This is a genomic window from Agrobacterium sp. RAC06 (assembly GCF_001713475.1).
Lineage (GTDB): Bacteria > Pseudomonadota > Alphaproteobacteria > Rhizobiales > Rhizobiaceae > Allorhizobium.
The window spans coordinates 2,555,324-2,578,303 of record NZ_CP016499.1 but is presented as its reverse complement, the minus strand read 5'-3'; the positions used below and the strand labels follow the sequence as shown (position 1 = coordinate 2,578,303).

Annotated in this window: 25 protein-coding genes; 10 read left to right on the top strand and 15 right to left on the bottom strand. The window is 62.5% G+C overall.

All coding sequences use genetic code 11. The annotated features are described in order from the left end of the window. Window positions 1-99: 99 nt before the first annotated feature. The 8 genes from BSY240_RS12390 (at window position 100) to BSY240_RS12355 (ending at window position 7,196) form a co-directional block, all read left to right on the top strand. On the top strand, window positions 100-1,932 hold the full coding sequence (locus tag BSY240_RS12390; RefSeq protein WP_069042510.1) for a hypothetical protein: 1,833 nt from the start codon (window positions 100-102) through the stop codon (window positions 1,930-1,932). A gap of 66 nt (window positions 1,933-1,998) precedes the next feature. Next, on the top strand, window positions 1,999-3,609 hold the full coding sequence (gene xseA / locus BSY240_RS12385; RefSeq protein ID WP_069042509.1) for an exodeoxyribonuclease VII large subunit: 1,611 nt from the start codon (window positions 1,999-2,001) through the stop codon (window positions 3,607-3,609). Next, entirely contained in the window at window positions 3,609-4,208 is a 600-nt protein-coding gene (locus BSY240_RS12380; protein ID WP_069042508.1) for an NAD(P)H-dependent oxidoreductase, read from the top strand. The genes xseA and BSY240_RS12380 overlap by 1 nt, the downstream gene beginning before the upstream one ends. Before the next feature lie 241 nt (window positions 4,209-4,449). Further along, complete coding sequence (locus BSY240_RS12375) at window positions 4,450-4,659, top strand: cold-shock protein (RefSeq protein ID WP_006725042.1); 210 nt, start codon at window positions 4,450-4,452, stop codon at window positions 4,657-4,659. A 134-nt stretch (window positions 4,660-4,793) separates the two neighbouring features. Beyond that, window positions 4,794-5,015, top strand: coding sequence for a hypothetical protein (locus BSY240_RS12370; protein WP_054151255.1), 222 nt, complete (start codon window positions 4,794-4,796; stop codon window positions 5,013-5,015). 27 nt (window positions 5,016-5,042) lie between these two features. Then, on the top strand, window positions 5,043-5,423 hold the full coding sequence (locus tag BSY240_RS12365) for a DUF6481 family protein (RefSeq protein ID WP_054151254.1): 381 nt from the start codon (window positions 5,043-5,045) through the stop codon (window positions 5,421-5,423). A 193-nt stretch (window positions 5,424-5,616) separates the two neighbouring features. Further along, a complete protein-coding gene (locus tag BSY240_RS12360) occupies window positions 5,617-5,970 on the top strand; it encodes a hypothetical protein (RefSeq protein WP_150127464.1) in 354 nt (117 codons plus the stop codon). A gap of 107 nt (window positions 5,971-6,077) precedes the next feature. Next, a complete protein-coding gene (locus BSY240_RS12355) occupies window positions 6,078-7,196 on the top strand; it encodes an endonuclease/exonuclease/phosphatase family protein (RefSeq protein WP_069042506.1) in 1,119 nt (372 codons plus the stop codon). A gap of 10 nt (window positions 7,197-7,206) precedes the next feature. Here BSY240_RS12355 and BSY240_RS12350 read toward each other — a convergent pair whose 3' ends face one another. The 4 genes from BSY240_RS12350 to BSY240_RS12335 form a co-directional block, all read right to left on the bottom strand. Continuing rightward, window positions 7,207-8,457, bottom strand: coding sequence for an aminopeptidase (locus tag BSY240_RS12350; protein ID WP_069042505.1), 1,251 nt, complete (start codon window positions 8,455-8,457; stop codon window positions 7,207-7,209). 72 nt (window positions 8,458-8,529) lie between these two features. Continuing rightward, the gene (gene ybaK, locus BSY240_RS12345; protein ID WP_054151250.1) at window positions 8,530-9,003 is read right to left on the bottom strand and encodes a Cys-tRNA(Pro) deacylase; all 474 of its coding nucleotides are present in this window, start codon (window positions 9,001-9,003) and stop codon (window positions 8,530-8,532) included. A gap of 4 nt (window positions 9,004-9,007) precedes the next feature. Next, window positions 9,008-9,355, bottom strand: coding sequence for an ArsC family reductase (locus BSY240_RS12340; protein WP_069042504.1), 348 nt, complete (start codon window positions 9,353-9,355; stop codon window positions 9,008-9,010). A 133-nt stretch (window positions 9,356-9,488) separates the two neighbouring features. Then, window positions 9,489-10,103, bottom strand: a complete 615-nt coding sequence (locus BSY240_RS12335) for a TetR/AcrR family transcriptional regulator (RefSeq protein ID WP_069042503.1) — start codon at window positions 10,101-10,103, stop codon at window positions 9,489-9,491. 75 nt (window positions 10,104-10,178) lie between these two features. On the opposite strand from BSY240_RS12335, the gene BSY240_RS12330 reads away from it, so the two are divergent. Both BSY240_RS12330 and BSY240_RS12325 read left to right on the top strand, forming a co-directional pair. After that, window positions 10,179-11,015 carry an SDR family oxidoreductase gene (locus BSY240_RS12330; RefSeq protein WP_069042502.1) on the top strand — a complete coding sequence of 279 codons (837 nt, stop codon included), beginning with the start codon at window positions 10,179-10,181 and terminating at the stop codon, window positions 11,013-11,015. After that, window positions 11,008-11,433, top strand: coding sequence for a hypothetical protein (locus tag BSY240_RS12325; RefSeq protein WP_069042501.1), 426 nt, complete (start codon window positions 11,008-11,010; stop codon window positions 11,431-11,433). Before BSY240_RS12330 ends, BSY240_RS12325 begins: the two co-directional genes overlap by 8 nt. A gap of 85 nt (window positions 11,434-11,518) precedes the next feature. On the opposite strand, the gene guaA is transcribed toward BSY240_RS12325, so the two are convergent. From guaA to BSY240_RS12270, 11 genes are all read right to left on the bottom strand, one after another. Next, window positions 11,519-13,081, bottom strand: a complete 1,563-nt coding sequence (gene guaA, locus BSY240_RS12320; RefSeq protein WP_069042500.1) for a glutamine-hydrolyzing GMP synthase — start codon at window positions 13,079-13,081, stop codon at window positions 11,519-11,521. A 76-nt stretch (window positions 13,082-13,157) separates the two neighbouring features. After that, a complete protein-coding gene (locus BSY240_RS12315; protein ID WP_069042499.1) occupies window positions 13,158-13,796 on the bottom strand; it encodes a 5'-methylthioadenosine/S-adenosylhomocysteine nucleosidase in 639 nt (212 codons plus the stop codon). Then, on the bottom strand, window positions 13,793-14,242 hold the full coding sequence (locus BSY240_RS12310; protein WP_054151243.1) for a PaaI family thioesterase: 450 nt from the start codon (window positions 14,240-14,242) through the stop codon (window positions 13,793-13,795). Before BSY240_RS12310 ends, BSY240_RS12315 begins: the two co-directional genes overlap by 4 nt. A gap of 67 nt (window positions 14,243-14,309) precedes the next feature. After that, complete coding sequence (locus BSY240_RS12305; RefSeq protein WP_069043958.1) at window positions 14,310-14,762, bottom strand: TspO/MBR family protein; 453 nt, start codon at window positions 14,760-14,762, stop codon at window positions 14,310-14,312. Between the two features lie 39 nt (window positions 14,763-14,801). Continuing rightward, window positions 14,802-15,878 (bottom strand): DUF1513 domain-containing protein, encoded by a 1,077-nt coding sequence (locus BSY240_RS12300; protein ID WP_069042498.1) that lies wholly within the window; start codon window positions 15,876-15,878, stop codon window positions 14,802-14,804. Window position 15,879: 1 nt separating this feature from the next. Beyond that, window positions 15,880-16,986 (bottom strand): imelysin family protein, encoded by a 1,107-nt coding sequence (locus BSY240_RS12295; RefSeq protein ID WP_069042497.1) that lies wholly within the window; start codon window positions 16,984-16,986, stop codon window positions 15,880-15,882. Further along, window positions 16,986-18,512, bottom strand: coding sequence for a di-heme oxidoreductase family protein (locus tag BSY240_RS12290; RefSeq protein WP_069042496.1), 1,527 nt, complete (start codon window positions 18,510-18,512; stop codon window positions 16,986-16,988). Before BSY240_RS12290 ends, BSY240_RS12295 begins: the two co-directional genes overlap by 1 nt. Window positions 18,513-18,560: 48 nt before the next feature. After that, a complete protein-coding gene (locus BSY240_RS12285; RefSeq protein ID WP_069042495.1) occupies window positions 18,561-19,841 on the bottom strand; it encodes an imelysin family protein in 1,281 nt (426 codons plus the stop codon). Between the two features lie 124 nt (window positions 19,842-19,965). Further along, a complete protein-coding gene (locus BSY240_RS12280; RefSeq protein WP_069042494.1) occupies window positions 19,966-21,258 on the bottom strand; it encodes an RsmB/NOP family class I SAM-dependent RNA methyltransferase in 1,293 nt (430 codons plus the stop codon). A 104-nt stretch (window positions 21,259-21,362) separates the two neighbouring features. Then, window positions 21,363-21,725, bottom strand: a complete 363-nt coding sequence (locus tag BSY240_RS12275) for a septal ring lytic transglycosylase RlpA family protein (protein ID WP_171901571.1) — start codon at window positions 21,723-21,725, stop codon at window positions 21,363-21,365. A gap of 370 nt (window positions 21,726-22,095) precedes the next feature. Further along, complete coding sequence (locus tag BSY240_RS12270) at window positions 22,096-22,977, bottom strand: SDR family oxidoreductase (RefSeq protein WP_069042493.1); 882 nt, start codon at window positions 22,975-22,977, stop codon at window positions 22,096-22,098. Window positions 22,978-22,980 lie beyond the last annotated feature (3 nt).

Genomic DNA, 22,980 nt, shown 5'->3' with positions numbered 1-22,980 from the left:
TAAGGCTAGGTTTCGGAGAAGAGCAGTCTTTGAAATACGGTCTGCCGGTCGTTTCTTTGCAAGGAAACGATCGAGGCGGACTTGGAGGTTTGACGAAGCATGGCCGACATCACCCTGCCTGGCGCGTCGAGAGCCCGGGCGCCGCGCCCGCTCCTTCTCTGGACGCTGGTTTACGGTATCGTGACCATGGCGGTGCTGGCTGCGCTCAACCTGCCGGCCGCGAGCGACTATGTCGGAGCCGACAACGACGATGTCCTGCGGCTCGTGCAGGTGCGTGATCTGCTTGCCGGTCAGTCCTGGTTCGACGTCACACAGTATCGGCTGGGGCTTGATGGCGGCACGCTGATGCACTGGTCCCGCCTGATCGATCTGCCGATCGCGCTGCTGATCCGCCTATTCGCCCAGTTGGTGCCGATGCAACAGGCCGAGGCGCTGGCGCTGATCGTCTGGCCTTTCCTTCTGATCTTGCCGCTGATGGCAGCGGTCGCCGTCGCCGCCCGCCGCATGGGCGATGATGTCACCATGCATCTGGCACTGATGCTGACGGCGGTCTTCGTCGTCACCGGAAACCGCTTCCTGCCGGGCTCGATCGATCACCACAATGTCCAGCTGGTCCTGGTCGCGACCATGGCTGCGGGGCTGGTCGATCCGGCCCGTGGGCTCGTTGGCCATGCGCTTGCGGGCCTCGCTGCTGCACTCGCGATCGCCATCGGCGCCGAGACCACGCCCCTGGTGGCGACCGTCTGTGCCACCGTCGGCATCCTATGGGCGCTCGAGGGTGAGGTTTATGCGAGGGCCGCGCGCGCCTTCTCCCTGACGCTTCTTGTCAGCCTGTCTGCCATGTTCTTCGCCACCGTGCCATCGGTCCAGTATGCGGTGGTGACCTGCGACAGCCTTTCGGTCGGCTTCTATGCCGTGGTCGGCATCGGAGCCGCGTCCCTCTTCGTTGCCACGCAGCTTCCGGGCATGGGCGATCGTCGGTTGCGGATTGCGGCGATCGGCGTGACCGGCGCCCTGGTGCTGGCCGGCACCGTGACGATCGCGCCGCAATGCCTGCAGAACCCGCTGAACGAACTCGATCCGCTGCTGCACACGCTCTGGCTTTCCGGCGTTATCGAGGCCCAGTCCTTCATCGATCAACTCGCCAAGGACCCCGCAGCCTTCGGAGGCTTCTACGCCGTCGGTTTCTTCGCCATTGGCGTCTGCCTGTTACGCATCGTCAATGGTGACCGGATCCGCAGCCACGCAATCATGCTCGGTCTGATCGCGGTTTCTTTCGTTATTGCGCTGGTTCAGGTGCGCGGGGCGATTTTCGCCAATTTGCTCGCCATCCCGCCGCTGGCGCTTTTGATCGGCGAACTGAGGCGCAAGGCGCGCGAGGAGCCGCAGCAGCTTGGCACGGGCCTGCTTTTTGCGCTCGCTGCCTTCTTGTCCGTGCCGAGCGCCTGGGCGCTGTTCGGCGTGCTCTTCGTCGAGGGAACGGCAGGTGTAACCAACCGGATGAAGGGGCTTGCCCAGACACCGGCCACCATGGCTGGGGCCAAGCCGGCCTGTGACGCGCCGGCAGGATTTGCGACCCTGAACAGCCTGCCGGACGGCGTGGTAGTCGCGGCTGTGGATCTGGGCCCGGAAATTCTGCGTTTCACCCGCCACCGAGTCCTGTCCGGCCCCTACCACCGCAATCAGGGTGGCATGCTGACGGAACTGCATGTGGGGCTGGCCGAGCCGGAGGAGGCAGCCGCCTTCCTGCGCGGCGCCGGGGCGACGATCCTCGTCTTCTGCCCGGATCTCACGCCTACACAAAACATCGCGTCGACGAAAGTCGACGGGCTCTATGCCGGCATGATGAAGGGGGAGGTGCCTGCTTATCTCAGGCCCGTGCCCATCGAAGGCGCCTCCGGGATGCAGATTTACCGGGTGGACCTGCCGTGAGCGGAAAGCGCTTGATGACGGGTGCTTTGGGCTGATCTTGGCCCCGTTTTCCGCTAGGGAAGGGGCATGAGCAATTTCTTCGACAACGATTCGCCGACGAACCTCACCGAATTTTCCGTTTCGGAGCTTTCGGGCTCGATCAAGCGTACCATCGAAACATCCTTCGACCATGTGCGGGTACGCGGTGAAATCTCCGGTTATCGCGGACCGCATTCCTCGGGCCATGCCTATTTCAGCCTGAAGGACGACAAGGCGCGCATTGATGCGGTGATCTGGAAGGGCTCCTTTTCCAAGCTGAAATATCGCCCGGAAGAGGGCATGGAGGTGATCGCCACCGGCAAGGTCACGACCTTCCCGGGTTCGTCGAAATACCAGATCGTCATCGAGCAGATGGAGCCGGCCGGTGCAGGCGCCCTGATGGCCCTGATCGAGGAGCGTAAGCGCCGCTTTACGGCCGAGGGCCTGTTCGACCCCGCGCGCAAGCAGCTCCTGCCCTTCCTACCGAAGGTGATCGGCGTCGTCACCTCGCCGACCGGTGCCGTTATCCGCGATATCCTGCACCGCATCTCGGACCGTTTTCCGGTGCATGTGCTGGTCTGGCCGGTCAAGGTTCAGGGCGAAGGCTCCGGCGACGAGGTGGCGAATGCCATCCACGGCTTCAATGCGCTGGAGCCCGGCGGGCCGATGCCGCGGCCGGACGTGCTGATCGTTGCGCGCGGCGGCGGCAGCCTTGAGGACCTCTGGAGTTTCAATGATGAGGCCGTGGTCCGTGCGGCGGCTGCGAGCAGCATTCCGCTGATCTCGGCCGTCGGCCACGAAACCGACTGGACGCTGATCGACTATGCTGCCGATGTGCGCGCGCCGACCCCTACGGGGGCGGCCGAAATGGCCGTGCCCGTGAAGGCCGATCTTGAGGCGCAGGTGGCCACACTGTCTGCCCGGCTCTCTGGCGCCATGAACAGGCAGATGGACAATCGTCGCCAGAACCTGCGCAGCCTCGTGCGGGCGCTGCCTTCGCTCGACCAGTTGCTGGCCTTGCCGCGTCGTCGCTTTGACGAGGCGGCCGCAGGTCTCGGGCGTAGCCTCGAACTCAACACCATGAACAAGCGCCGCAGCTTCGAGCGCGCGGCGGCGAAACTGTCGCCCGACATGCTGGCGCGCCGACTGGTAGAGCGTAAGCAGAAACTCACGGAAAATGCCGTGCGCGCCGAACGCGTCATCGAGCGGCTGATTGAGCGCAACAAGGCCCGCCTTGGACGCTTCGATGCAACGTTGACGGCAGTCCCGGCGCGGCTGAAGGCGATGACGGAGCGCTCGAAGGACAGGCTGGAAAGTCTTGGTCGCCGTGCCGACAGCGCCGTGATGAACGACCTGCGCCGTGCCCGACAGTCACTCTTGTCGCAGGACCGCGTGCTGCAGTCACTCTCCTACAAGAACGTACTGGCGCGCGGTTATGCCGTGATCCGCGACGAGAATGATCGCCCGGTTTCGCGCGCCGACGGGCTGTCGCATGGCCAGGCGATCGCGATCGAATTCGCCGATGGGCGAGTGGATGCCGTTGCTGGCGAGGGTGTATCCCCGCCGGAACCGTCGGCCCCGCAGCCGGCCCGCGCAGCCGCCGTGTCCAGGCCGGCGCGCAAGAGCGAGCCTCCGGCCGGGCAGGGGAGCCTGTTCTGATGTCACGCCGCTTTCTGGTCGTGCTCGCCCATCCGCTGCCGCAGAGCTTTGCCGCTTCTTCCGCACGGGCTGTGGTGGAGACGCTGGAAGCGAAGGGCCATCAGGTCGATCTGCTCGACCTCTACGCCGAGGATTTCGAACCGCGCCTCGCGGCTGCCGAGCGTGCCGCCTACATGGAGCCGGGCTATCAACCGCCGGAAGACGTCTCAGGCATTGTCGAGCGACTGAAGGTAGCAGATGGTCTCGTGCTCGTCTTTCCGCAATGGTGGTTCAATCTGCCGGCCATCATGAAGGGCTTCATCGACCGCATCTTCGTGCCGGGCGTTGCCTTCGAGCATGACAAGGCCGGCGGACGCATCGTGCCGCTGATGACCCATATCCGTAGCTTCTGGGTCGTGACCTCGACCGGTTCTCCGTGGTGGGTCGTGCATCTCTACATGGGCAACCCGGTCAGGCGGATCATGAAGCGCGGCGTGGCCGCCTTCTGCGCCAAGTCCGTCGATTTTCGCATGCTGGCGCTGCACGACATGGACCGCGCGACGGATGAAAAGCGCAAGCGTTTCCTGGCGAAACTCAGGGCCGCTTTCGCGAGCATTTGATGCAGAAAACGGGATGCGGTTGCATTCGCGCAAATTACACTTTTGATTGAGATTTGAGGCGGAATGGAAACCGATGGTTGACATTCATTAGAAACGCGTCTATCTAATGGTCATCGATATTTGCTTGCTGAGCTTTGGTTACCGCGCATCATTTGCGCCCTGTCGAACCTTCCTTTCAAAAATCGTTACCTCCACAGCGCATCCGCGCTGGGGCACTCTCTACGCTATGAAAGGGTTCATCATGACCACTGGCACAGTAAAATGGTTCAATTCCACCAAGGGCTTCGGCTTCATTCAGCCTGACAACGGCGGCCCGGACGCATTCGTTCACATCTCGGCAGTTGAACGCTCCGGCATGCGCGAAATCGTTGAAGGCCAGAAGCTGGCTTACGACATGGAGCGCGACAACAAGTCGGGCAAGATGTCGGCCTGCAACCTGCAGGCAGCCTGATAGATCCGGGATCCGCTTTCCTTTGACCACGGATGTACTGGCACTGTCGAAGGCAAGATCCCACGGAAGGTCAGGCAGATAGCCTGGCCTTTTTTTATTGCCCGACATGGGCAAGCCTCCTGAAAGGAGATGACATGACCGAGCAACTCACCAAGTCGCGCCAGACCGCCGAACTCGCCTTTGCGAAGACGCAGTCGCAGTTTCTGGCCCGCGGTCGCGCGATCGACGAGCAGGATGCGATTACCTCTGCCCGTGACGAGAAGACGCTGCGCCTGCGCGAAGCCCGTCTGACACGCGAACGCGAAGCGCGCGAAAGCGCAACGGCGGCCCTCGTCGCCAAGCGCGCCCGTACCTGACCCCAGTTCCAAGAGATCGGAGCCCCAATGAAATTTACGAGAGACCATGGCCTCGCCGAGCGCCGTACCACCGCAACTGACGCCAAGGCAGCGCTGCTTCAGGCTTACAAGGCCGCCCATGCCGCTGCCGATCCTGAGCGTGAAGCACGCATGGCAGAACGCGCGGCCCGTGCCGAAGAGCGCGTCAAGCGCCATGCCGAACGCGACCGCCTGAAGGCCGCGGAAAAGATCCGCGCCGAACAGGAAGCCCGCGAACGCGAAGAAGCCGCGATCGCTGCGGCAAATGCCGAGAAGGACGCCCGCGAACACGCGGAAGCATCGCGCATCAGCCGCGTTGTCGAAGACGAAGCCGCCCGCAAGGCCGAGCGCGACCGTCGCTACGCCGCCCGCAAGGCCCGCCAGGGCTAATTGCAGTCATAATCCCTCGTCGGGCTGCGAGACTGCGGCCCGCATCGGCGGACGTGAACACTCCGTCACCGCGATCGGTTGTGCGCAACCGATCAAGCTGATGTGATTATACTGGAAAACCATTCTTCCGATCTCCACATGTCCGGATGAAGCCGGATGTGCTCCCAAGCGTCCGGCGAAAAGGAGCATGATCATGATGAAGAAACTCGTCGTCGCCGCAGCCCTTGCTGCGGCTACTTTCGCCGCCCTTCCGGCCGGTGCCGCAACCTATGTCGAGGCCGGCGGCTGGACGCCCCGCGAAATCCTCTTCGGCAAGCAGTATAATGGCAATGTCACCGCGATCCGCGTCGATCGCGGCGGCTTCGATCGTCATACCTATCCGATGCAGGTCATCTACCCCACCGGCAACAGCATGCGGCTTGCCCAGGCGGCCGTGACGGAAGATCCGAGTCTGTCTGCAGCGCTCCAGGTCCGTGGCATTGCCGCGCAGAACGTCTTGTGGGTCGAGACCGCCTTTAACGGTGGCAAGATCGTCTATTATCGCTGAGTAAGATACGGCTGCGTGTCAGTCGCGGGAAGTCTCTGACGTCTCGCGACATGCGCGCATCACAAATCTCTGATATGACTCCTTCCCAGTGAGCCTGGGAGGGAGTGATGCGCCTTGCCGTCTACAACGTCGAGAACCTGTTCGATCGCGCCAAGGCGATGAACCTGGAGACCTGGGAGGACGGGCGCCCCGTTCTTGAGAAATTCGCCGCATTGAACGCCCTGCTCGGCGAGGTCACCTATACGCCGACTGACCGCAGCAAGATGGCGGATCTGATCGTCGATCTCGGAATGGAAAAGAGCGACACCGGTCCCTTCGTCATCCTGCGCCGCAATCGCGGCGGCCTGCTGAAGCGCCCCAAAACAGGCGGCATCGAGATCACCGCATCTGGCCGTGCAGATTGGGTCGGCTCTCTTGAACTGCGCGATGAACCCATCAACGAGCACGCCATGCGCAACACGGCACGCGTAGTCCGCGACCTGAAGGCGGACGCGCTGGGCGTGGTCGAAGCGGAAAGCCGGCCCGTGCTCAAGGCCTTCAGCGACGAGATCCTCGCCTCGGTCGGGGGCAACCCGTTTCGCCATGTGATGCTGATCGATGGCAATGACGAGCGCGGGATCGATGTCGGCCTGATGTCCGGTCCGCTATTCCCGATCGGCCGGATGCGCAGCCATGTGGACGACCGGTTGCCTGATGGCAGCGACCGCATCATCTTCTCCCGCGACTGCCCTGAATTCGAGGTGACGACCGCAAGCGGCAATAGGCTGCTGGTGATGGTCAACCACTTCAAGAGCAAGGGTTTCGGCGGCAAGGTTGAGTCCGACCGCCGCCGCAAGGCCCAGGCGAGCCGTGTTGCCGAGATCGTCGAGGAGCGGCTTGCCGAGGGTTGGGAGCATATCGCTGTCATCGGCGACCTTAACGATACGCCCGACAGCGATCCCTTGAGCCCCCTGCTGAAGACTGCCGACCTGACCGATGCCTTCGATCATCCGAGCTTCGACAATGGCGGCTATGAGGGCACTTACGGCCTGTCCAATCCCGGCAACAAGATCGATTACCTGCTGCTCTCTCCCAAGCTCTTCGACAAGGTGGAAAAGGGCGGTGTGATCCGCACCGGCATGTGGCCGGGGTCGCGGCCGAAGCGCTGGGAGACCTATGAGGAACTGAAGAGGCCGCAGGATGCGGCCTCCGATCACGCGGCTCTCTGGGTCGACCTCGACCTCTGAGGCGGAGGTCTTAAGCCCATTCGCCTTGACGCATCACAGGCACTTTCGAGCCGTCGGCGCGGATGCCATCGATATCCACTTTGTCAGAGCCGATCATCCAGTCGATGTGGATCAGCGAGGAGTTGCCGCCCTGCGCCTTGATCTGGTCCTGGCTGAGTGAGGCGCCATCCAGGAAGCACTTCGAATAACACTGGCCGAGCGCGATATGGCAGGAGGCGTTTTCGTCGAACAGCGTATTGTAGAACAAGACGCCGGACGCCGAGATCGGCGAGGAATGCGGCACCAGTGCCACTTCGCCGAGGCGCCGCGCGCCATCGTCGGTGTCGAGGACCTTGTTGAGCACGGCCTCGCCCTTCGAGGCCTTGGCCTCGACGATCCGACCACCTTCGAAGCGCACCTGGATATTGTCGATCAGCGTGCCCTGATGGCTGAGCGGCTTGGTCGAGGAGACGTGTCCCTCCACCTTCAACGCATGCGGGGTGGTGAAGACCTCTTCCGTCGGAATGTTGGGATTGCAGGTCACGCCGTTCTTCGCCGTTGAAGCGCCGCCATGCCATTCATGGCCGTCCGCGAGACCAACCGTCAGATCCGTGCCCGGGCCGGCAAAATGCAGCGCTGAGAACCGCTCGCCGTTGAGCCAGGTCGAGCGCTTCTTGAGTTCCGCATTGTGCTCGGCCCAGGCCGCGATGGGATCGTCACGATCGACGCGGGAAGCGGCAAAGATCGCATCGGCAAGCTTGCGCACGGCCTCCTCGATCGGCATGTCAGGGAAAACGAGCTTCGCCCAGGACGGGTTCGGATAGGAGCAGATGTTCCAGTTGATGTCGAAATTGGAGATATGCTCAAGCGCCGGCTTGTAGGCGATCGAGGTCGCCTTGTTGGCGCGGCCGACCTTAACAGGGTCTTCCTGCGACAGCAGCAGCGGATTGTCGCCGGCAATGGCGAGGCGGGCAGCCCCGTTTTCATAGGCCTTCGCCATGCCGTCATAGAGCCAGTTCGGCGCACGGTCGAAACTCGCGTCGTGACCATGGCGATAACGCGCAAGCGTCGTCTCCTCATCCGAATAGAAGGTGGTGACCGTCGAAGCGCCTGCTTGGTAAGCATGCGCCGTGATCAGGCGGACAAGCGGCACGGCGACGAGCGGGGCCGTCAGCACCAGGTCCTGCCCCTTTTGCAGCTGCAACCCGACCTTGATCGCCACCTCGGCGAGTTTGTCGAGCTTGACTGGATCGATGGAGGCGGAGAGATCGGGGAGGGTCATGGGGTATTCCTGTTGTGGCTGTCACGCCAGACTTAAGGGGAAAGATGGCGAAGTCCAGACCATGGGCAAGTGTCAAGCCACCAGCGGCGCCGCAATTGCGCCCAGTGCGGCAAACGCATCCTGCGGCGAGAGCCGCACCTGCAACCCGCGCTGGCCGCCATTCATGTAGACGAGCGCTTCGTCCATGACTGATATCTCGATGGCGGTCGGCACCGGTTTCTTCTGACCGAACGGGCTGATGCCGCCGACCACGAAGCCGGTGAGCTTCTCGGCATTGGCCGGCTTCATCATCGCTGCCGACTTGCCGCCGAAGGCACTCGCCAGCTTCTTCATCGACACTTCCCTGTCTGAGGGCACGACCACACAGACCGGCTTGCCGTCGAGTTCCGCCATCAGCGTTTTCAACACGCGCGACGGATGCTCGCCGATCGCTTCCGCCGCCTGCAGCCCGATGCGCTCGGCATTCGGGTCGTAGTCGTAGGTCGCCGTGGTATAGGCCACCCCGGCCTTGTCGAGAAACTGCGTGGCGCGGGTGGTTTTCGCCATGGGATTAGGCTTTGAAGGTCTGCTGATAGATCTCGGGCTTGAAGCCGACGACAAGCGCGCCATCCACGTCGAGCACCGGCCGCTTGATCATCGACGGCTGCTCCAGCATCAACGCCTTGGCCTTTGCGGCATCAAGGCCTTGCCTCTGCGCGTCGTCGAGCTTCTTGAAGGTCGTACCGGCCTTGTTGAGCAGCACCTCCCAGCCGACCCTGCCGATCCAGCTGTCGAGGGTCGACGCATCCACGCCCTTGGCCTTGTAGTCGTGGAAGTCATGCGCCACGCCTTGGGTCTCGAGCCAGATGCGCGCCTTCTTCATCGTGTCGCAATTCTTGATGCCGTAGATGGTAGTCATGAAGGGGGCTCCCTGCTCGCGGTCTGTTCGGCAGGGATAGCAAACTCACGAGCGGATGCAAGAACAGGAGCGGTTGCTCGACACCTTTTGAAAGGTGGCCAAGCACGAGTGTTGCCGGGCTCTGGCGCAGGGATTACGGCCTGCCAAAAGGCCAGGCCGTTTCCAAGAGGCCCGGCAGGATCTCGCTGGCAAACCTGTCGGCATCTACTCCGCCAAACAGGTATTTGGCCTTGCCGTCGACAGCGAGGTTCGCCATGCCATGCATGGAGGACCAGACGACGAACAGCTCACCCATGGCATCCGCGCCTGCGGGCGCGCCCCGGGCGATGGCAGTCGCAAGCCCGGTCAGCGCCTGCCGGCTGGCCTCGCTGTAGCGCGGGTCGTCGCGATCGACGAGATCGGGTCGGAACATTAGGCGGAAGCGCCCGGTATGGGTGATGGCAAAACGCACATAGGCCTGCGCCAGGTCTCGAAGATCACGCCTGGCATCATCACTGGCCACGACCGCGTTCAGATACTCGCCGAGACTGCCATAGCCGAGCAGGGCCACTTCGGTAAGCAGGCCCTTGGCGCTGCCGAAGTGATGCGCCGGCGCGCCGATCGAGACGCCGGCACGGCGCGCGGCTTCGCGCAACGAAAACCCCTCGATGCCATGCTCGCGAATGATCGTATCGGCGGCGTCGATCATCGCCGATTTCAAATTGCCGTGATGGTAGCCTGACTTGGCGCTGTTTGGGGACTCTGCCATCTATACACTGTTCAGATTTCCAGTTACACCTTCATTCTATCAGTGATCAAATGACCCATCAACAGGAGACGCTCCATGTCAAAGACCTGGCTTATCACCGGCGCCAATCGCGGCCTGGGTCGCGTTTTTGCCAACGCCGCCCTGAAGCGTGGAGACAAGGTTGCCGCAACCAGCCGCAGCCTTGCAGGCCTCGATGATCTCGTTGCCGACTACGGCGATCGCATCGTGCCGCTGCAGCTCGACGTCACGGATCGATCCGCCTGCGTCTCGGTCGTGGCAACCGCCGCAGAGCGGCTCGGTCGGCTTGATGTTGTCGTCAACAATGCCGGCTATGGCCTGTTCGGTATGGTCGAGGAAGTGTCTGAAAAGCAGATGCGCGATCAGATGGAGGTCAATTACTTCGGCCTGTTCAACATGACGCAGGCGGTTCTGCCGCTACTGCGTGATCAGGGCTTCGGGCATATCGTCCAGATCTCGACCGTCGGCGGGGTCATGACTTTCCCCGGCCTTGGCGCCTATCACGCCTCGAAATGGGCGGTCGAGGGACTGACCGATGCGCTGGCCCAGGAAGTCGCTGGCTTCGGCATCAAGGTATCCCTGGTCGAGCCCGGCCCCTACATGACCGATTGGGCTGGTAACTCGGCAAGCCATGCACAGCCGATCGCCGCCTATGACGGGCTGCGCAACGCCATGCAGGCGCGCCAGGCGCAGATGCCGCCCGCCGTCTACGGCGAACCGGAGGCGGCAGGTCCTGCCATGCTCAAGCTCGTCGATGCTGACAACCCGCCGCTGCGCCTCTTCCTCGGCGTGCTGCCGACGATGATGGTGCCGGACGCCTACAAGGCGCGCCTTGCGACCTGGGAAGAATGGAAGGACGTCTCGGTTGCCGCGACGAAGGTGTCCCATGACTGAGCGGCAGGTTGACGCATCGATCAAGACACCATCCCGGATTGCCGGCTGGGCGCTGACGGCTCTGGTGGCCCTTGTCATGATCCTTGGAGGGGTCGCCCATCTGGCAAAGCCTGAGGCCTTTGCCCCACTGGTTCCACCCTGGCTGCCAGCCTATCCGGTTCTGGTCGCGGCGGCTGTGGTGCAGATCCTGATTGGCGCAGCCGCGCTCTGGCCACGGACGAGAGCCTTGGCTGGCCTCGCCTTCGCCGCGCTTTGCCTCACGTATCTGCCACTGCATCTCTGGGACTATGTCCGTCCCGACCCGGTCTTTGCACCACCGGTCGCAGCCACCATCCGTGTGGTTGTGCAACTGCTGTTCATCTGGGCGGGCGTCACTCTCTGGCGCCGAGGGCGATCATCGACGGGCAGCATGCTCTGATCCGGCTCTTGAAAGCGAAAACGGCGGAACAGTGTTCCGCCGTTTGATTGTCTGGCATATCCAGTCGTTGGGGCAGGTCAGGCCCTCATTCCCACTCGATGGTCCCTGGCGGCTTCGACGTCACGTCATAGACGACGCGGTTGATGCCGCGGACTTCGTTGATGATGCGGGTTGCCGCACGTCCCAGGAACTCCATGTCATAGTGGTAGAAGTCGGCGGTCATGCCGTCGACCGAGGTGACCGCACGCAGGGCGCAGACGAACTCGTAGGTGCGGCCATCGCCCATGACCCCGACGGTCTGGACCGGTAGGAGGACTGCAAAGGCCTGCCAGATGGCGTCGTAAAGGCCGGCCTTGCGGATCTCGTCGAGATAGATGGCGTCGGCTTCGCGCAGGATGTCGAGCTTTTCGCGGGTGACACCACCCGGGCAGCGGATGGCAAGGCCGGGACCGGGGAAGGGATGGCGACCGATGAACGAGTCCGGCAGTCCCAGTTCGCGGCCAAGCACGCGCACTTCATCCTTGAACAGCTCGCGCAAGGGTTCGACGAGCTGCATCTTCATGCGCTCGGGCAGGCCGCCGACATTGTGGTGCGACTTGATCGTCACGGAAGGGCCGCCGGTGAAGGAGACGCTTTCGATGACGTCGGGATAAAGCGTGCCCTGGCCGAGGAAGTCAGCGCCGCCGAGCTTCTTGGCTTCTTCCTCGAAGGTCTCTATGAACAGGCGACCGATGATCTTGCGCTTGGTTTCCGGATCGGAAACCCCTTCCAGCTCGCCGACGAACTTGTCGACGGCATCCACATGGATGAGGTGCAGGTTGTAGTGTTCCTTGAACATGGCAACGACGTCGGCTGCCTCGTTCTTGCGCATCAGACCGTGGTCGACGAGGATGCAGGTCAGCTGGTCGCCGACGGCCTCGTGGATCAGGAGCGCTGCAACCGACGAGTCCACACCGCCCGAGAGCGCGCAGATGACGCGCTTGTCGCCGACCTGGGCGCGGATCTGCTCGACCGCCTTCTGGCGGTAGGCATGCATGGTCCAGTCGCCCTTGATGCCGGCGATGTTCTGCACGAAGTTCTGGATGAGCTTCGCGCCGTCGGGCGTGTGAACGACCTCGGGATGGAACTGCACGGCGTAATACTTGCGCGCCTCGTCGGCGATGAAGGCAAACGGTGCATTGGCGGAGGTGGCGAGCACCTTGAAGCCCGGCGGGATCGCGGTCACGCGGTCGCCATGGGACATCCAGACCTGGTGGCGGGAACCGACCGACCAGAGGCCGCCGAACAGGTCGCAATCCTGTTCTACCTCGAGGAAGGCGCGGCCGAATTCGCGGTGATGACCGCCTTCGACCTTGCCGCCGAGCTGGGCGCACATGGTCTGCTGGCCATAGCAGATGCCGAAGATCGGAAGACCGCTGTCGAACAGCACCTGCGGCGCCCGGGGACTTCCCTCATCGAGCGTGGAAGCAGGGCTTCCCGACAGGATGATCGCCTTGGGCTTCAACCGGTGGAAGCCTTCTTCGGCGGACTGGAAGGGGACGATTTCGCAATAGACGCCGGATTCACGAACGCGGCGGGCGATCAGCTGCGTTACCTGGCTGCCGAAATCGACGATGAGAACACTGTCGGGATGTGCTGTCTGGGTCATGGCGAGCCTTTAAAGAAAACGGGCCCATCTTTCAATGGCAGAATGCCCAGAGAATCTCGATTTTTTGTGCAGCCGCTCAGAACCAGAAGACGCCGTCTTCCAGCGCCGTCTGCAGGCCATCGACGGCAAGTGCGAGTTTCTTGTCGATGACATGCAGATATTGCGTCCAGTCGTCGATGTGATTGACGTCGTGGCGGCCATCGGAAATGCCGCGCAGCCCGATCAGCGGAATACCGAAGCTCTGGCAGGCGCGAAGGATGGCAAAGGTCTCCATGTCGACCATCTGTGCGTCGATCGACTGGTAGGCTGCACCCGAAACGACATTGGCACCGGTCGAAAGCGTGGCCGCCGGGATGCCGGGGATCCTGAGTGGCAGTTCAACGGAAACGGGCAGGTCGAGAAACGGCGTCTTGCCCTTCTCAAAACCGAAGGCAGAGGCGTCCATGTCGCGATAGGAGACGGCCGAGACCTGGTAGATTTCCGCCTGTTCGAGCGTCGCGGAACCGGCCGAGCCGAGAGAGACGACGAGATCCGGCAGATCGTCGTGGCTCGACAGCCGGGAAAGCTCCTTCGTCAGCACCACGGCGGCTTCCACTGGTCCGACGCCGGTCATCAGCGGCGAGATGCGGGTGCGCAGGAAGACGCCGTATTCGGCATCCGCCGCCATGACGAAGAGCACGGTCTTGCCGGCGATCGACTTCATCTCATAGGTCATCCGGAAATCCCCTCGCGTCCGCGGATCACCATCATCGTGCTGGTCATCGAGGCAATCAGCTTGGCGGGACCATCTGTCAGTGCATAACCGCGACCGTCGGCGACGATGATGTTGGATCCGGGCTTGGTGATTTCGCCGCGAAACAGGAAGCGCTCGCCGCGACCAGGCGACATCAGGTTTACCTTGAATTCGATGGTGAGCAGCGAGACCTCCGGCGTGGTCACCGTATAGGCCGCATAGCTGCAGGCCGTGTCGAGGGCGGCGGAGATGACGCCGGCATGCAGGAAACCGTGCTGCTGGGTGAGCTTGCGGTCATATTCAAGCTCGATCTCGACGACGCCGGGGCTGACGCGCGAGAGTTCCGCCCCAAGCGTTTCCATCGCCCCCTGGCGCGCGAAGCTCTGCCGAATGCGTGTTTCGACCGTTTCCTGATCGTAGTCCACCATGCCCTGTCCCCTTTGGCGGCGAAATTGGCACGGTCGTTCCAGGCAGGCAAGCCGGCGAGCGGCAAATTCAGTTCAACCAGGCGAGGCTGAGATTGAGAATGCCGGCGAACGTGACCCAGGCGAGATAGGGCACGAAGAGCAGTGTCGAGATCCGGTCGATCGGCTTGGCTTTCACCATGAAGGCGATGATCGTCACCAGCATGCCCAGAATGACGGCGAGCGCCAGCTCGGGGTTCTGCAGACCGAAGAAGGCCGGCGACCACATCAAGTTGAAAGCCATCTGCGCGAACCAGAGCTGCATGGCAGCTGATTTCGGTGCGCGCTGCCAGATCCGGGCGCCAGCCACGCCGATCAACACGTAGAGCGTGGTCCAGACAGGGCCGAAAAGCCAGGCGGGTGGGTTGAAGAACGGCTTTTCGAGCGACTGATACCAGTCGCCGGGCATATTGGTGAGGCCGGCGAGAAGGCCCGCGCCGACGACGAAACCAATGAAGAGAATGTAGCTCAGGATTTTGGACATGGAGGTCATCTAGTGTTCCACGGCTAGTTCTGCCAGCCTTCAGAGGCGGATGATATGCTGGTCCCAGGCAATCTCGGTGTTTCGGTCGAGGAAATCGCCACGATAGGAGGAGACGGCAAAGCTCTTTGGCGAGGGGGCAATGCCCGCTGCATCCGGCAACGTCGTCTCGGACAGCAGGCGACCGTCCTTGCCATCGAGCACCGCCCAGAGCCCGTTTTTCGGCGAGGCGATGCCGACGAGACCCTGAGCCCTGTTGACGGCGATGGCACCGACATAATTGCCGAGCCGGTCGGTCGTTTCGTCGGGAAGCTGGACATAGGAGACTGGAACGCCCTTGGCAAAATACCCCACCAACGGCGGTCGATCCGTGCGCGGCCCCTCATACTGACAGGCGAACCAGATGCGACCGTCGGCGGCCACGTCGAGATGCCGCGTGGAGAGCTGCTTGAGTTCGGGCGGAAGCGTGTGCTTCTCGATCAGCGCGCCTGTCCTGGCCTCGGCCAGAACGAGTGACGGCTCCATATGGTCGAGATTGAGCTTGGTCCGCCCGAAATCCGGGTGGGTCTCGATCCCGCCATTGGCGATGACCAGGAGACCATCGGCCGTGACGGTGATGTCATGTGTGCCGATACCATGGGCCGGGACCTCGCCCACGCGCTCGAAGCCGGAGATGCAATCATAGATCCCGATCACGCCGGCATTGGCGTCGAAGTCGTTTTCGCTGGCATAGAAGTGCCGACCATCATGCGAAAAGGCGCCGTGTCCGAAGAAGTGCCGTCCGTTCGCCGCCGCGATGATCCGTGGCTCCACGGATTTCTTGGCGTCGAAGATGACGGCAAAGGTCCCGGGTCTACGGGCAAAGGCGACCGAAAGCCCGTTCGCGGCGCTGTGGCAGAGCCCGTGGACACGGCCGGGCAATGCGATTTCGTCGATTAGCGTGCCCGCCTCGCTGACCAGCCCGATGGCAAATCTGCCGTCCGGACGCTTCAGCCCGCTGGCATAGACGGCATCCGTTCGTTCGAGCGCAAAGGCCGACCGTGCGCCAAGCCCCGCGACGAAGGCGAGGCCAGCGGAACGCAGAAAGACACGGCGATCAATGAGCGGCGTTGATATCATCTCAGTCGCCGTCGGAGAAGGAGAAGCCGGCGGCAAGCCCGATGCCGCCACCGAGATCGTTATTGAGCCGGAGGATCAGGTCGCGGCTGTTGAGCAGCAGGAAGTCGAGCTTGGCGATCTGGGCTGGATCCTCAAAGACCTGAGCCACATCCGGCTTGATGTCGGCTGAGACCCGCGACAGTGAGCGGGCAACGAAATCGGTCGAGGAGACGACCGAGCGATTGTCCTCGGCCAGAAGCTCGACCATGCCCGAGGTGTCGAGCAGGTCGCGCACACCTTCGATATTGGCGGTGATCGAGCGGAAGGTATTGCCCGAGCGCCAGTAGATCGCCTGGCGCGGCAGGGCTTTCTTCGGGTCGCCCTTGTAGAATTGCTCGATGCGCTGGTCGCGGATGGTTTCTGCGGCATGCACGAGCACGCCGAGCAGTTCCTTGGCGGCCTCTGCCTCGTCGCGGTAGAGCGGGTTGTTGGGTCCGGGCGTCTTCCAGGCGGCTGCCACACCATCCGGCGCATCCCAGGCGGCGGAGAGTTCCGAGCCGAGGCGTTTGAGGTTCGCCGCGATCGCCGTGCCATACTGGCAGCGGTAATGGCCTTCGGTGGTCGTCAGCGCTTCGGAGCCGGTGCCGAACAGCACGAATTCCAGCGCGCCGAGCCCCTGCATGGCAACGCTCTTGCCCTTCAGCGTCTCGACCGAGGTGACGCTCAGATCGGGCTTGGTAAGGGCCGCCTGCACCTGTTTCAACCCAGTACCCTTGCGGTCGGGGAAAAACAGGATGCGTTCGAAGCGGTTATCGTCGAGCACAGGGCCGACACGGATAATCTCGATGCGCGACCAGGCTTCGACCACGTCGCCGAATGCCTTGTGTGCGCCGTCGAGCGTCTCGGGTGACGGAGCGCTGCACAGCGTGTTCATCGCGCCCTGCAGGACAGTGGCCTGATCGGTGAAACGGCGATAACCCGGGCGGATGAAACCGTCGACGGCGCGCGTCATGACGCCCGGGACCTTGGCTGCGTCGAGCACGCCGACGGTCGAGCTCGATTCCTGCGCCAGTACGGGCAGCGGCATCAGAGCGGCAGTGAGGAGGGCAAGGCGCGCGAAAAACCGCATCAGAGAGACTCCAGAAACGTGATCAGGGCCTTGCGGTCCTCGGGGGTGGCAGCGGCGAAGGCATTGCGGGCGGCTTCCGCCTCTCCGCCATGCCAGAGAATGGCCTCGGTCAGGTTTCGCGCCCGACCGTCATGCAGGAAGAAGCTATGGCCGCTCACCACCTGCGTCAGACCGATACCCCAGAGCGGCGGCGTGCGCCACTCCCGCCCGGTGGCATCGCCCACGGGCTGACCGTCGGCCAGACCTTCGCCCATGTCATGCAGCAGGAAGTCGGAATAGGGCCAGATCAGCTGGAAGGCCTGTGCCTTGTTCTCGGCCTTGCGGCTCGTGACGAATTTCGGCCGATGGCAGGCAATGCAGCCGCTCGCGTAGAAAATTTCCTTGCCGGGCAGCACCTGAGCATCGTCTACGTCACGCCGCTTCGGAACGGCGAGGTTCTTCGCATAGAAGGTGACGAGTTCGAGCACGGGATCAGGGCCTTCGGTATCGCCCAGCCGCGGCTGGACTCCGGTGGCCGCTTCGAGGCAGGCGGTCTGCTTCTCGGTGCAATCGCCGAAATGTTTGGGATCATCCGGCGTCGAAATCCCGATATCGCCGGCAAAGGCGCTGGCGCTCTGATCGCGCACCGAAGCATTCTGCGCCTTCCAGCCGAAGCGGCCGAGCTTGATTTCGCCGGTCCGGTGGTCGCGGGCACGGGCGGCGCGTCCGGAAATGCCGTCACCATCGAGGTCATCGGGATCGGCAAGTGCCCTGATATCTTCCTCGGGGATCGCTTCGATAAGGCCGAGCCCGATCATCGGATTGGCGATGCGCGGCGAAAGCGTCGTGCTTGGATCGAGTGGGCCGTAGTTCAGATCGCTGACGGAATAGCTGGGTTTGCGCAGCATCACCGTCTCGCCGCCAGCCAGTCTCACCGGCTCTTCGGTGTAGGTGATGGCCATGCGGCCTTCCGCGGAGATGCCGGGCACCGCCTGGTCCTGCAACTGGCCACCATAGACGGGATCGGGCAGCGAAGCGATGTCGAGCTGCTCAAGCTTGGCCTTCTCCTCTGGCGTGGCGGCAGGGCGCGCGAGGCGGAAGAACATTGAGGTATGGTCGCGGTCGCCCTCCGGCGGGTGGCCACGCCCGTCCTTCAGGTGACAACTCTGGCAGGCCCGCGCGTTAAAAAGAGGGCCGAGGCCGTCCGAGGCCTGGGTCGAGGAGGGGGAGGAGACCCAGAGCTTGCGGAACAGAGCGTTGCCGAGCTTGAACTCTTCTTCTTCGGCGAAGGTGATGTTGGCGGAAAAGTCGGAAAAGGAGTCGGCGCTCACGCCGCGCGGGGAGGTGCCGGCCCCGCCCTGCATCAGTTCAAAATTCTCGGCCTTGCTGAAGTCTTCCGTCGGACGCGTGACGGCGATGACGCGGGAGATGTCCTTCGGCGTCAGATCGGTTCGTCCGACAGCCTCTCCGGCGGCAACGGGCGAGATAGCCAGGCCCGTTGTCAAAAACATGCCGAGGCCGGCGAGGGTGGCCTTGCGAGTTCTCATGATGGGGATCGGGCCGCTCCCCTGGAAGGGGCGGCCCGCCTTTGCTGCTTACTGGAAGACGGCCTCAGGACTATCAAGGCTATCGGAACCTTCAAGCTCGATCGTGCCGAGTTCCAGCGACGCAATGACGCGCTGGATTGACTGGGTCTGATCAACAAGGCCGTCGATGGCAGCCTGCACTGTGGCATTGCCCTCGGCATTGCCTTCGCCAATCATCTGGTCATAGGCTTCCTTGGTCTCTGCACGCTCGGCCATCGTGTTCATGGCAGCCAGCGTCTTCTCAAGCTTGCCCTTCATTTCCGCATCGAGTGCCTGGTCCTTGGCGGCGACGAGTTCCGACAGCGACGGACCGGTCATCTTGGTCCCGTCGATGCGGGTGTATTCGCCGGTATAGGCAGAGGCGATGCCGATCGCGTCGTTGAGGTGCGAGGCATGCGTGTTGTCGGAGAAGCAATCATGCTCCTCTTCGGGATCATGCAGCAGCACGCCGAGCTTCATGCGCTCGCCGGCGAGCTCGCCGTAGGACAGCGAGCCCATGCCGGTGAGGATTGCGGAAATGCCCTTCTGCTCGTCGGCGAGAACGGCCTTCGTGGCTTCGCCTTCAGGCGCCCAGGCGACGACCATCTCTTCCAGATCCTGCAGCAGCAGCGTGGACGCGGCCTTGAGATACGCGGCGCGGCGGTCGCAATTGCCATTGCTGCAATTGGCCGTGTCATAATCGGTGTAGGAACGGTTGCCAGCGCCCGGACCGGTGCCGTTCAGATCCTGGCCCCAGAGCAGGAATTCGATGGCGTGATAACCGGTTGCGACATTGGCTTCGACTTCGCCGGCTTCATGCAGCGTCTCGGCGAGAAACTCCGGCGTGATCTTCGAAGCATCGACCTCTTCGCCGTTGATCTTGATCTTAGGGCTGGCGATGACGTTGGCCACGTAAAGCGCATTGCCGTCACTTTCGGTGCCGTAGCCCGCGTCGACATAGTCGATCAGGCCTTCATCCAGCGGCCAGGCATTCACCTTACCTTCCCAATCGTCGACGATCGGGTTGCCGAAGCGGTAGACCTCGGTCTGCTGATAGGGGACGCGTGCGGCAATCCAGGCTTCCCGGGCGGCCTTCAGCGTCTCATCGCTGGGCTTTGCGATCAGCGCATCAATAGCGGCATCGAGGGCCTTGGCAGTGGACAACGAGTCTTCGAACTTCGCGTGGGCAAGTTCTGCATAGTGCGTCAGCACATCCTTGGGCGCGGGTGCCGCGACCGCAGGGCCGGCAAAAATCGCAGCCGATGTGACGAGCAGCGCGACAGACGCGCCGATGACAGATTTCCGGATCATGGTGTCTCCCTTCGGCGCCAATGGGCACCTCGATGTGAACGGACGGCCATGTCTTCGCGCAAAAAGAAACTGGTGTCAAATAGTCGAGTATGCGAATTGATCGCTTGAATTGACGATGATCAAGTCAGGTCGGACGACGGCGCATGCGACAGAAGAAGAAGCCGTCGGTGTCCATGCTGGCGGGGCTGAGCGTCACCGTCTTGCCATCTGACGAGCGTGGCTTGGGCGCCGAGGCGCCGAAAAGATGCGTCCATTCTTCGACAACGGGGACGATCTCGAAGGTCGGATTGGCCTCGCAAAAGGCCTGGACCTGCCGGTCATTTTCTTCAGGCAGTACCGAACATGTGACATAGAGCAGGGAGCCATTCGGCTTGACGAAGGTCGAAGCCTCGGTGAGCGCTTCCTGTTGCTGGGCAATGCGCTCCTGCAGGTTACGGTCGGTGAGCCGCCACTTGGTGTCAGGGCGACGGCGCCAGGTGCCAGTGCCGGTGCAGGGCGCGTCGACCAGCACCTGGTCGCAGCGTTCTTTCAGGCTCGCCAGCCCCTTGGTGCTGTCGTGGACCTGGACGTTGTGGGTGCCGGCGCGCTTCAGCCGCTCGATGATCGGCGCCAGTCGCTTGCGGTCGGCGTCATAGGCGTGCACCTGGCCCTTGTTGTTCATGACAGCCGCCATAGCGAGCGTCTTGCCGCCACCGCCGGCGCAGAAATCGAGAACCTGATCGCCTTCGCGCGGCGTCACGAGATCGGCGACGATCTGCGAGCCCTCGTCCTGAACCTCGAACCAGCCCTTCTGGAAGCTGAGTTCCGCCGTAACGTTCGGGAGGCGTGACGGGCCTTCGCCGGCCGGCACGCGCATGCCAAAACGGGCGATCGGCGACGCCTTGGCGCCGGAGCGATCGAGTGCCTTCAGCACCTTGTCTCGGTTGGCTTTCAGCGTGTTGACGCGCAGATCGAGCGTCGGCCGGGTGGCCAGTGCCTTGGCTTCGGCCAGCCATTCGTCGCCGAAGGCTTCTTCTAACGAAGGCTGCACCCAATCGGGAATGTCACCCTGGACATGCAGCGGGGCGTCGGAAAGGTCGCGGGAGGTAAAGGCCTGCACCTGGGTTTCAGAGAGCGCCGCCGGCGCAAAATTGTCGCCTTCGAGTTCCGCCTGGAGCGCCTCAAGGCTCATGCCCCATTGCCGCAGGAGAACGGCCCAGCCGAGAGCGTGGGCGCTGTCGTCATCCATCAGCCAAGCATGGGAAAGCTTCATGCGCAGCGCATCATAGACGATGTTGCCGATGGCAGCACGATCGCCGGAACCGGCGAAACGGTGCGAAAGGCCCCAATCCTTGAGGGCATCGGCAACGGGTCGGCGACGGGTCTCGATATCGCTCAAAACTTCGATCGCACCGGCAAGACGGCCGCCCAAGCGCATGGTCATTCTCCTCTGAAAGAAGAGAGCGTGGTAACGGCGATCAAGGGCAAGAGCAAGCGCCTAAAACCCGACGAACCAATCGCCGCTCCCGGAATTGCAGCCAATCAGCCGATGATCTCGTAGCAGACCTTGGCATGGCCCGAGCGGATCATGCCGATGTTCTGGGCCGCGGCCTTGGAGAGGTCGAGCACGCGACCGCGGATGAAGGGACCGCGATCGTTGATGCGGACGACAACGCTCTTGCCGCTTCGCGCATTGGTGACTTTCAGCTTGGTGCCGAAGGGCAGGGTCTTGTGGGCCGCCGTCAGTCTCGTCGGGTTCATGCGTTCGCCGGAAGCCGTCTTCGATGTCAGCGCATACCAGGATGCACCACCGCATGACGACTTTGCGTTTGCACTCGAAGGTGCGAAAGCAAAGAGTGCAGCAATAGTTGCAGCGGCGAAAGCAGAGCGGCGGTTGATGATCAAGATCTACGTCCCTAGTCGTTGACACGAGTGGTTTTTTGCGTGCCGACGGCTAGGCAGGGTCAAAAATGGCAAAAACGTGCCCGCAGATCATCACGAAACATTACATCCTGTAACATTCGTGATGATCGGAAGACGGATCTTTACCTTAATGAAATGTGAATTCTACAGAAAAATCGTTTGATTTCATGAGTCTTCATGGAATTAAAAACTCACGATTCCACCGTTTTCGGAATTCACGGAATCGGTGGAGAAAAATTTTGCTCACAGGTCATATTTGCTGCCCAAATTGTGGTGCGGACGGGGCCAGACGCTCGTCTGCATCGGCATTCTGGCGCTTAGAGCGCAAGGTTTGACCCCGTAAAACGCCCCTTCAGGCCCGTTGGTTCCATGTGCCGGAGGCAAGTAGATCGGCCAGCGACATCATGTAATTCGGGTACTGGAAGTTGAATCCGAGCGACTTGATCTTGCCGTTTGAAACCCGCTTGTTTTCGCCATAGAAGGAGCGCGCCATGGGGGTCAGCTCCGCCGTCTCGAAAGGCTGCTCGGGTGGTGCATCCATCGCCATCACGCGGGCAGCTTCGGTTACCACGTCCTGCGGCGGGGAGGGCATGTCGTCGGTGACGTTGAAGATCCCGCCTGTGTTCGGGCCGGCCAGGAACGCTGTGGCGGATGCGATGTCCTCGACCCGGATGCGGTTGAACACCTGGTCTTTCTTCACGAGGCGGCGCGCCGTGCCGTTGGCAAGGTTCATGAAGGTGTTGCGGCCAGGACCATAGATGCCGGAGAGCCGCAGGATCGCGAGAGGCAGGTTGTCCCGTGCCGCGACCACCTGCCACGCCTGCTCGGCCTCCACGCGCTCCACTGAGCGCACAGAGACCGGCTTCAGCTCCGTCTCCTCGTTCACCCAGGCACCGTGATGATCACCATAAACGCCGACGGTCGAAAGATAGGTGATCCATTCGAGCTTTGGCATCAAGGCCTTGATGCCCGTCTGGCCGCAGAGCCGGATCAGCGGGTCGCCCTCGCTGCCAGGCGCGATCGACTGGACGAGATGCGTGGTCTCGGCGAGTTCGGCAAGAAGGGGCTCCGACAGGCTCGTGCCGTCGAAGACGAAGGGCCGGATTCCCATGTCCTCAAGCTCCTTGCCCTTCTCTGCACTCCGTGTGGTCCCGGCGACCGAGGCGCCCTCGCTGCCGAGAAGCTTGCCGATTGCCTTACCCGAATAGCCGGCTCCAAAAATCATCAAGCGCATGCG

Bases quoted from the DNA above. Each gene is read 5' to 3' on its own strand.
- BSY240_RS12290 (WP_069042496.1), bottom strand. From the start codon at position 18,512: ATGAGAACTCGCAAGGCCACCCTCGCCGGCCTCGGCATGTTTTTGACA.
- BSY240_RS12330 (WP_069042502.1), top strand. From the start codon at position 10,179: ATGTCAAAGACCTGGCTTATCACCGGCGCCAATCGCGGCCTGGGTCGC.
- BSY240_RS12325 (WP_069042501.1), top strand. From the start codon at position 11,008: ATGACTGAGCGGCAGGTTGACGCATCGATCAAGACACCATCCCGGATT.
- BSY240_RS12285 (WP_069042495.1), bottom strand. From the start codon at position 19,841: ATGATCCGGAAATCTGTCATCGGCGCGTCTGTCGCGCTGCTCGTCACA.
- BSY240_RS12295 (WP_069042497.1), bottom strand. From the start codon at position 16,986: ATGCGGTTTTTCGCGCGCCTTGCCCTCCTCACTGCCGCTCTGATGCCG.
- BSY240_RS12335 (WP_069042503.1), bottom strand. From the start codon at position 10,103: ATGGCAGAGTCCCCAAACAGCGCCAAGTCAGGCTACCATCACGGCAAT.
- BSY240_RS12270 (WP_069042493.1), bottom strand. From the start codon at position 22,977: ATGCGCTTGATGATTTTTGGAGCCGGCTATTCGGGTAAGGCAATCGGC.
- BSY240_RS12380 (WP_069042508.1), top strand. From the start codon at position 3,609: ATGTCACGCCGCTTTCTGGTCGTGCTCGCCCATCCGCTGCCGCAGAGC.
- ybaK (WP_054151250.1), bottom strand. From the start codon at position 9,003: ATGGCGAAAACCACCCGCGCCACGCAGTTTCTCGACAAGGCCGGGGTG.
- BSY240_RS12370 (WP_054151255.1), top strand. From the start codon at position 4,794: ATGACCGAGCAACTCACCAAGTCGCGCCAGACCGCCGAACTCGCCTTT.
- BSY240_RS12305 (WP_069043958.1), bottom strand. From the start codon at position 14,762: ATGTCCAAAATCCTGAGCTACATTCTCTTCATTGGTTTCGTCGTCGGC.
- BSY240_RS12355 (WP_069042506.1), top strand. From the start codon at position 6,078: ATGCGCCTTGCCGTCTACAACGTCGAGAACCTGTTCGATCGCGCCAAG.
- BSY240_RS12280 (WP_069042494.1), bottom strand. From the start codon at position 21,258: ATGCGCTTGGGCGGCCGTCTTGCCGGTGCGATCGAAGTTTTGAGCGAT.
- BSY240_RS12310 (WP_054151243.1), bottom strand. From the start codon at position 14,242: ATGGTGGACTACGATCAGGAAACGGTCGAAACACGCATTCGGCAGAGC.
- BSY240_RS12315 (WP_069042499.1), bottom strand. From the start codon at position 13,796: ATGACCTATGAGATGAAGTCGATCGCCGGCAAGACCGTGCTCTTCGTC.
- BSY240_RS12375 (WP_006725042.1), top strand. From the start codon at position 4,450: ATGACCACTGGCACAGTAAAATGGTTCAATTCCACCAAGGGCTTCGGC.
- BSY240_RS12360 (WP_150127464.1), top strand. From the start codon at position 5,617: ATGATGAAGAAACTCGTCGTCGCCGCAGCCCTTGCTGCGGCTACTTTC.
- BSY240_RS12350 (WP_069042505.1), bottom strand. From the start codon at position 8,457: ATGACCCTCCCCGATCTCTCCGCCTCCATCGATCCAGTCAAGCTCGAC.
- BSY240_RS12390 (WP_069042510.1), top strand. From the start codon at position 100: ATGGCCGACATCACCCTGCCTGGCGCGTCGAGAGCCCGGGCGCCGCGC.
- BSY240_RS12365 (WP_054151254.1), top strand. From the start codon at position 5,043: ATGAAATTTACGAGAGACCATGGCCTCGCCGAGCGCCGTACCACCGCA.
- xseA (WP_069042509.1), top strand. From the start codon at position 1,999: ATGAGCAATTTCTTCGACAACGATTCGCCGACGAACCTCACCGAATTT.
- guaA (WP_069042500.1), bottom strand. From the start codon at position 13,081: ATGACCCAGACAGCACATCCCGACAGTGTTCTCATCGTCGATTTCGGC.
- BSY240_RS12340 (WP_069042504.1), bottom strand. From the start codon at position 9,355: ATGACTACCATCTACGGCATCAAGAATTGCGACACGATGAAGAAGGCG.
- BSY240_RS12300 (WP_069042498.1), bottom strand. From the start codon at position 15,878: ATGATATCAACGCCGCTCATTGATCGCCGTGTCTTTCTGCGTTCCGCT.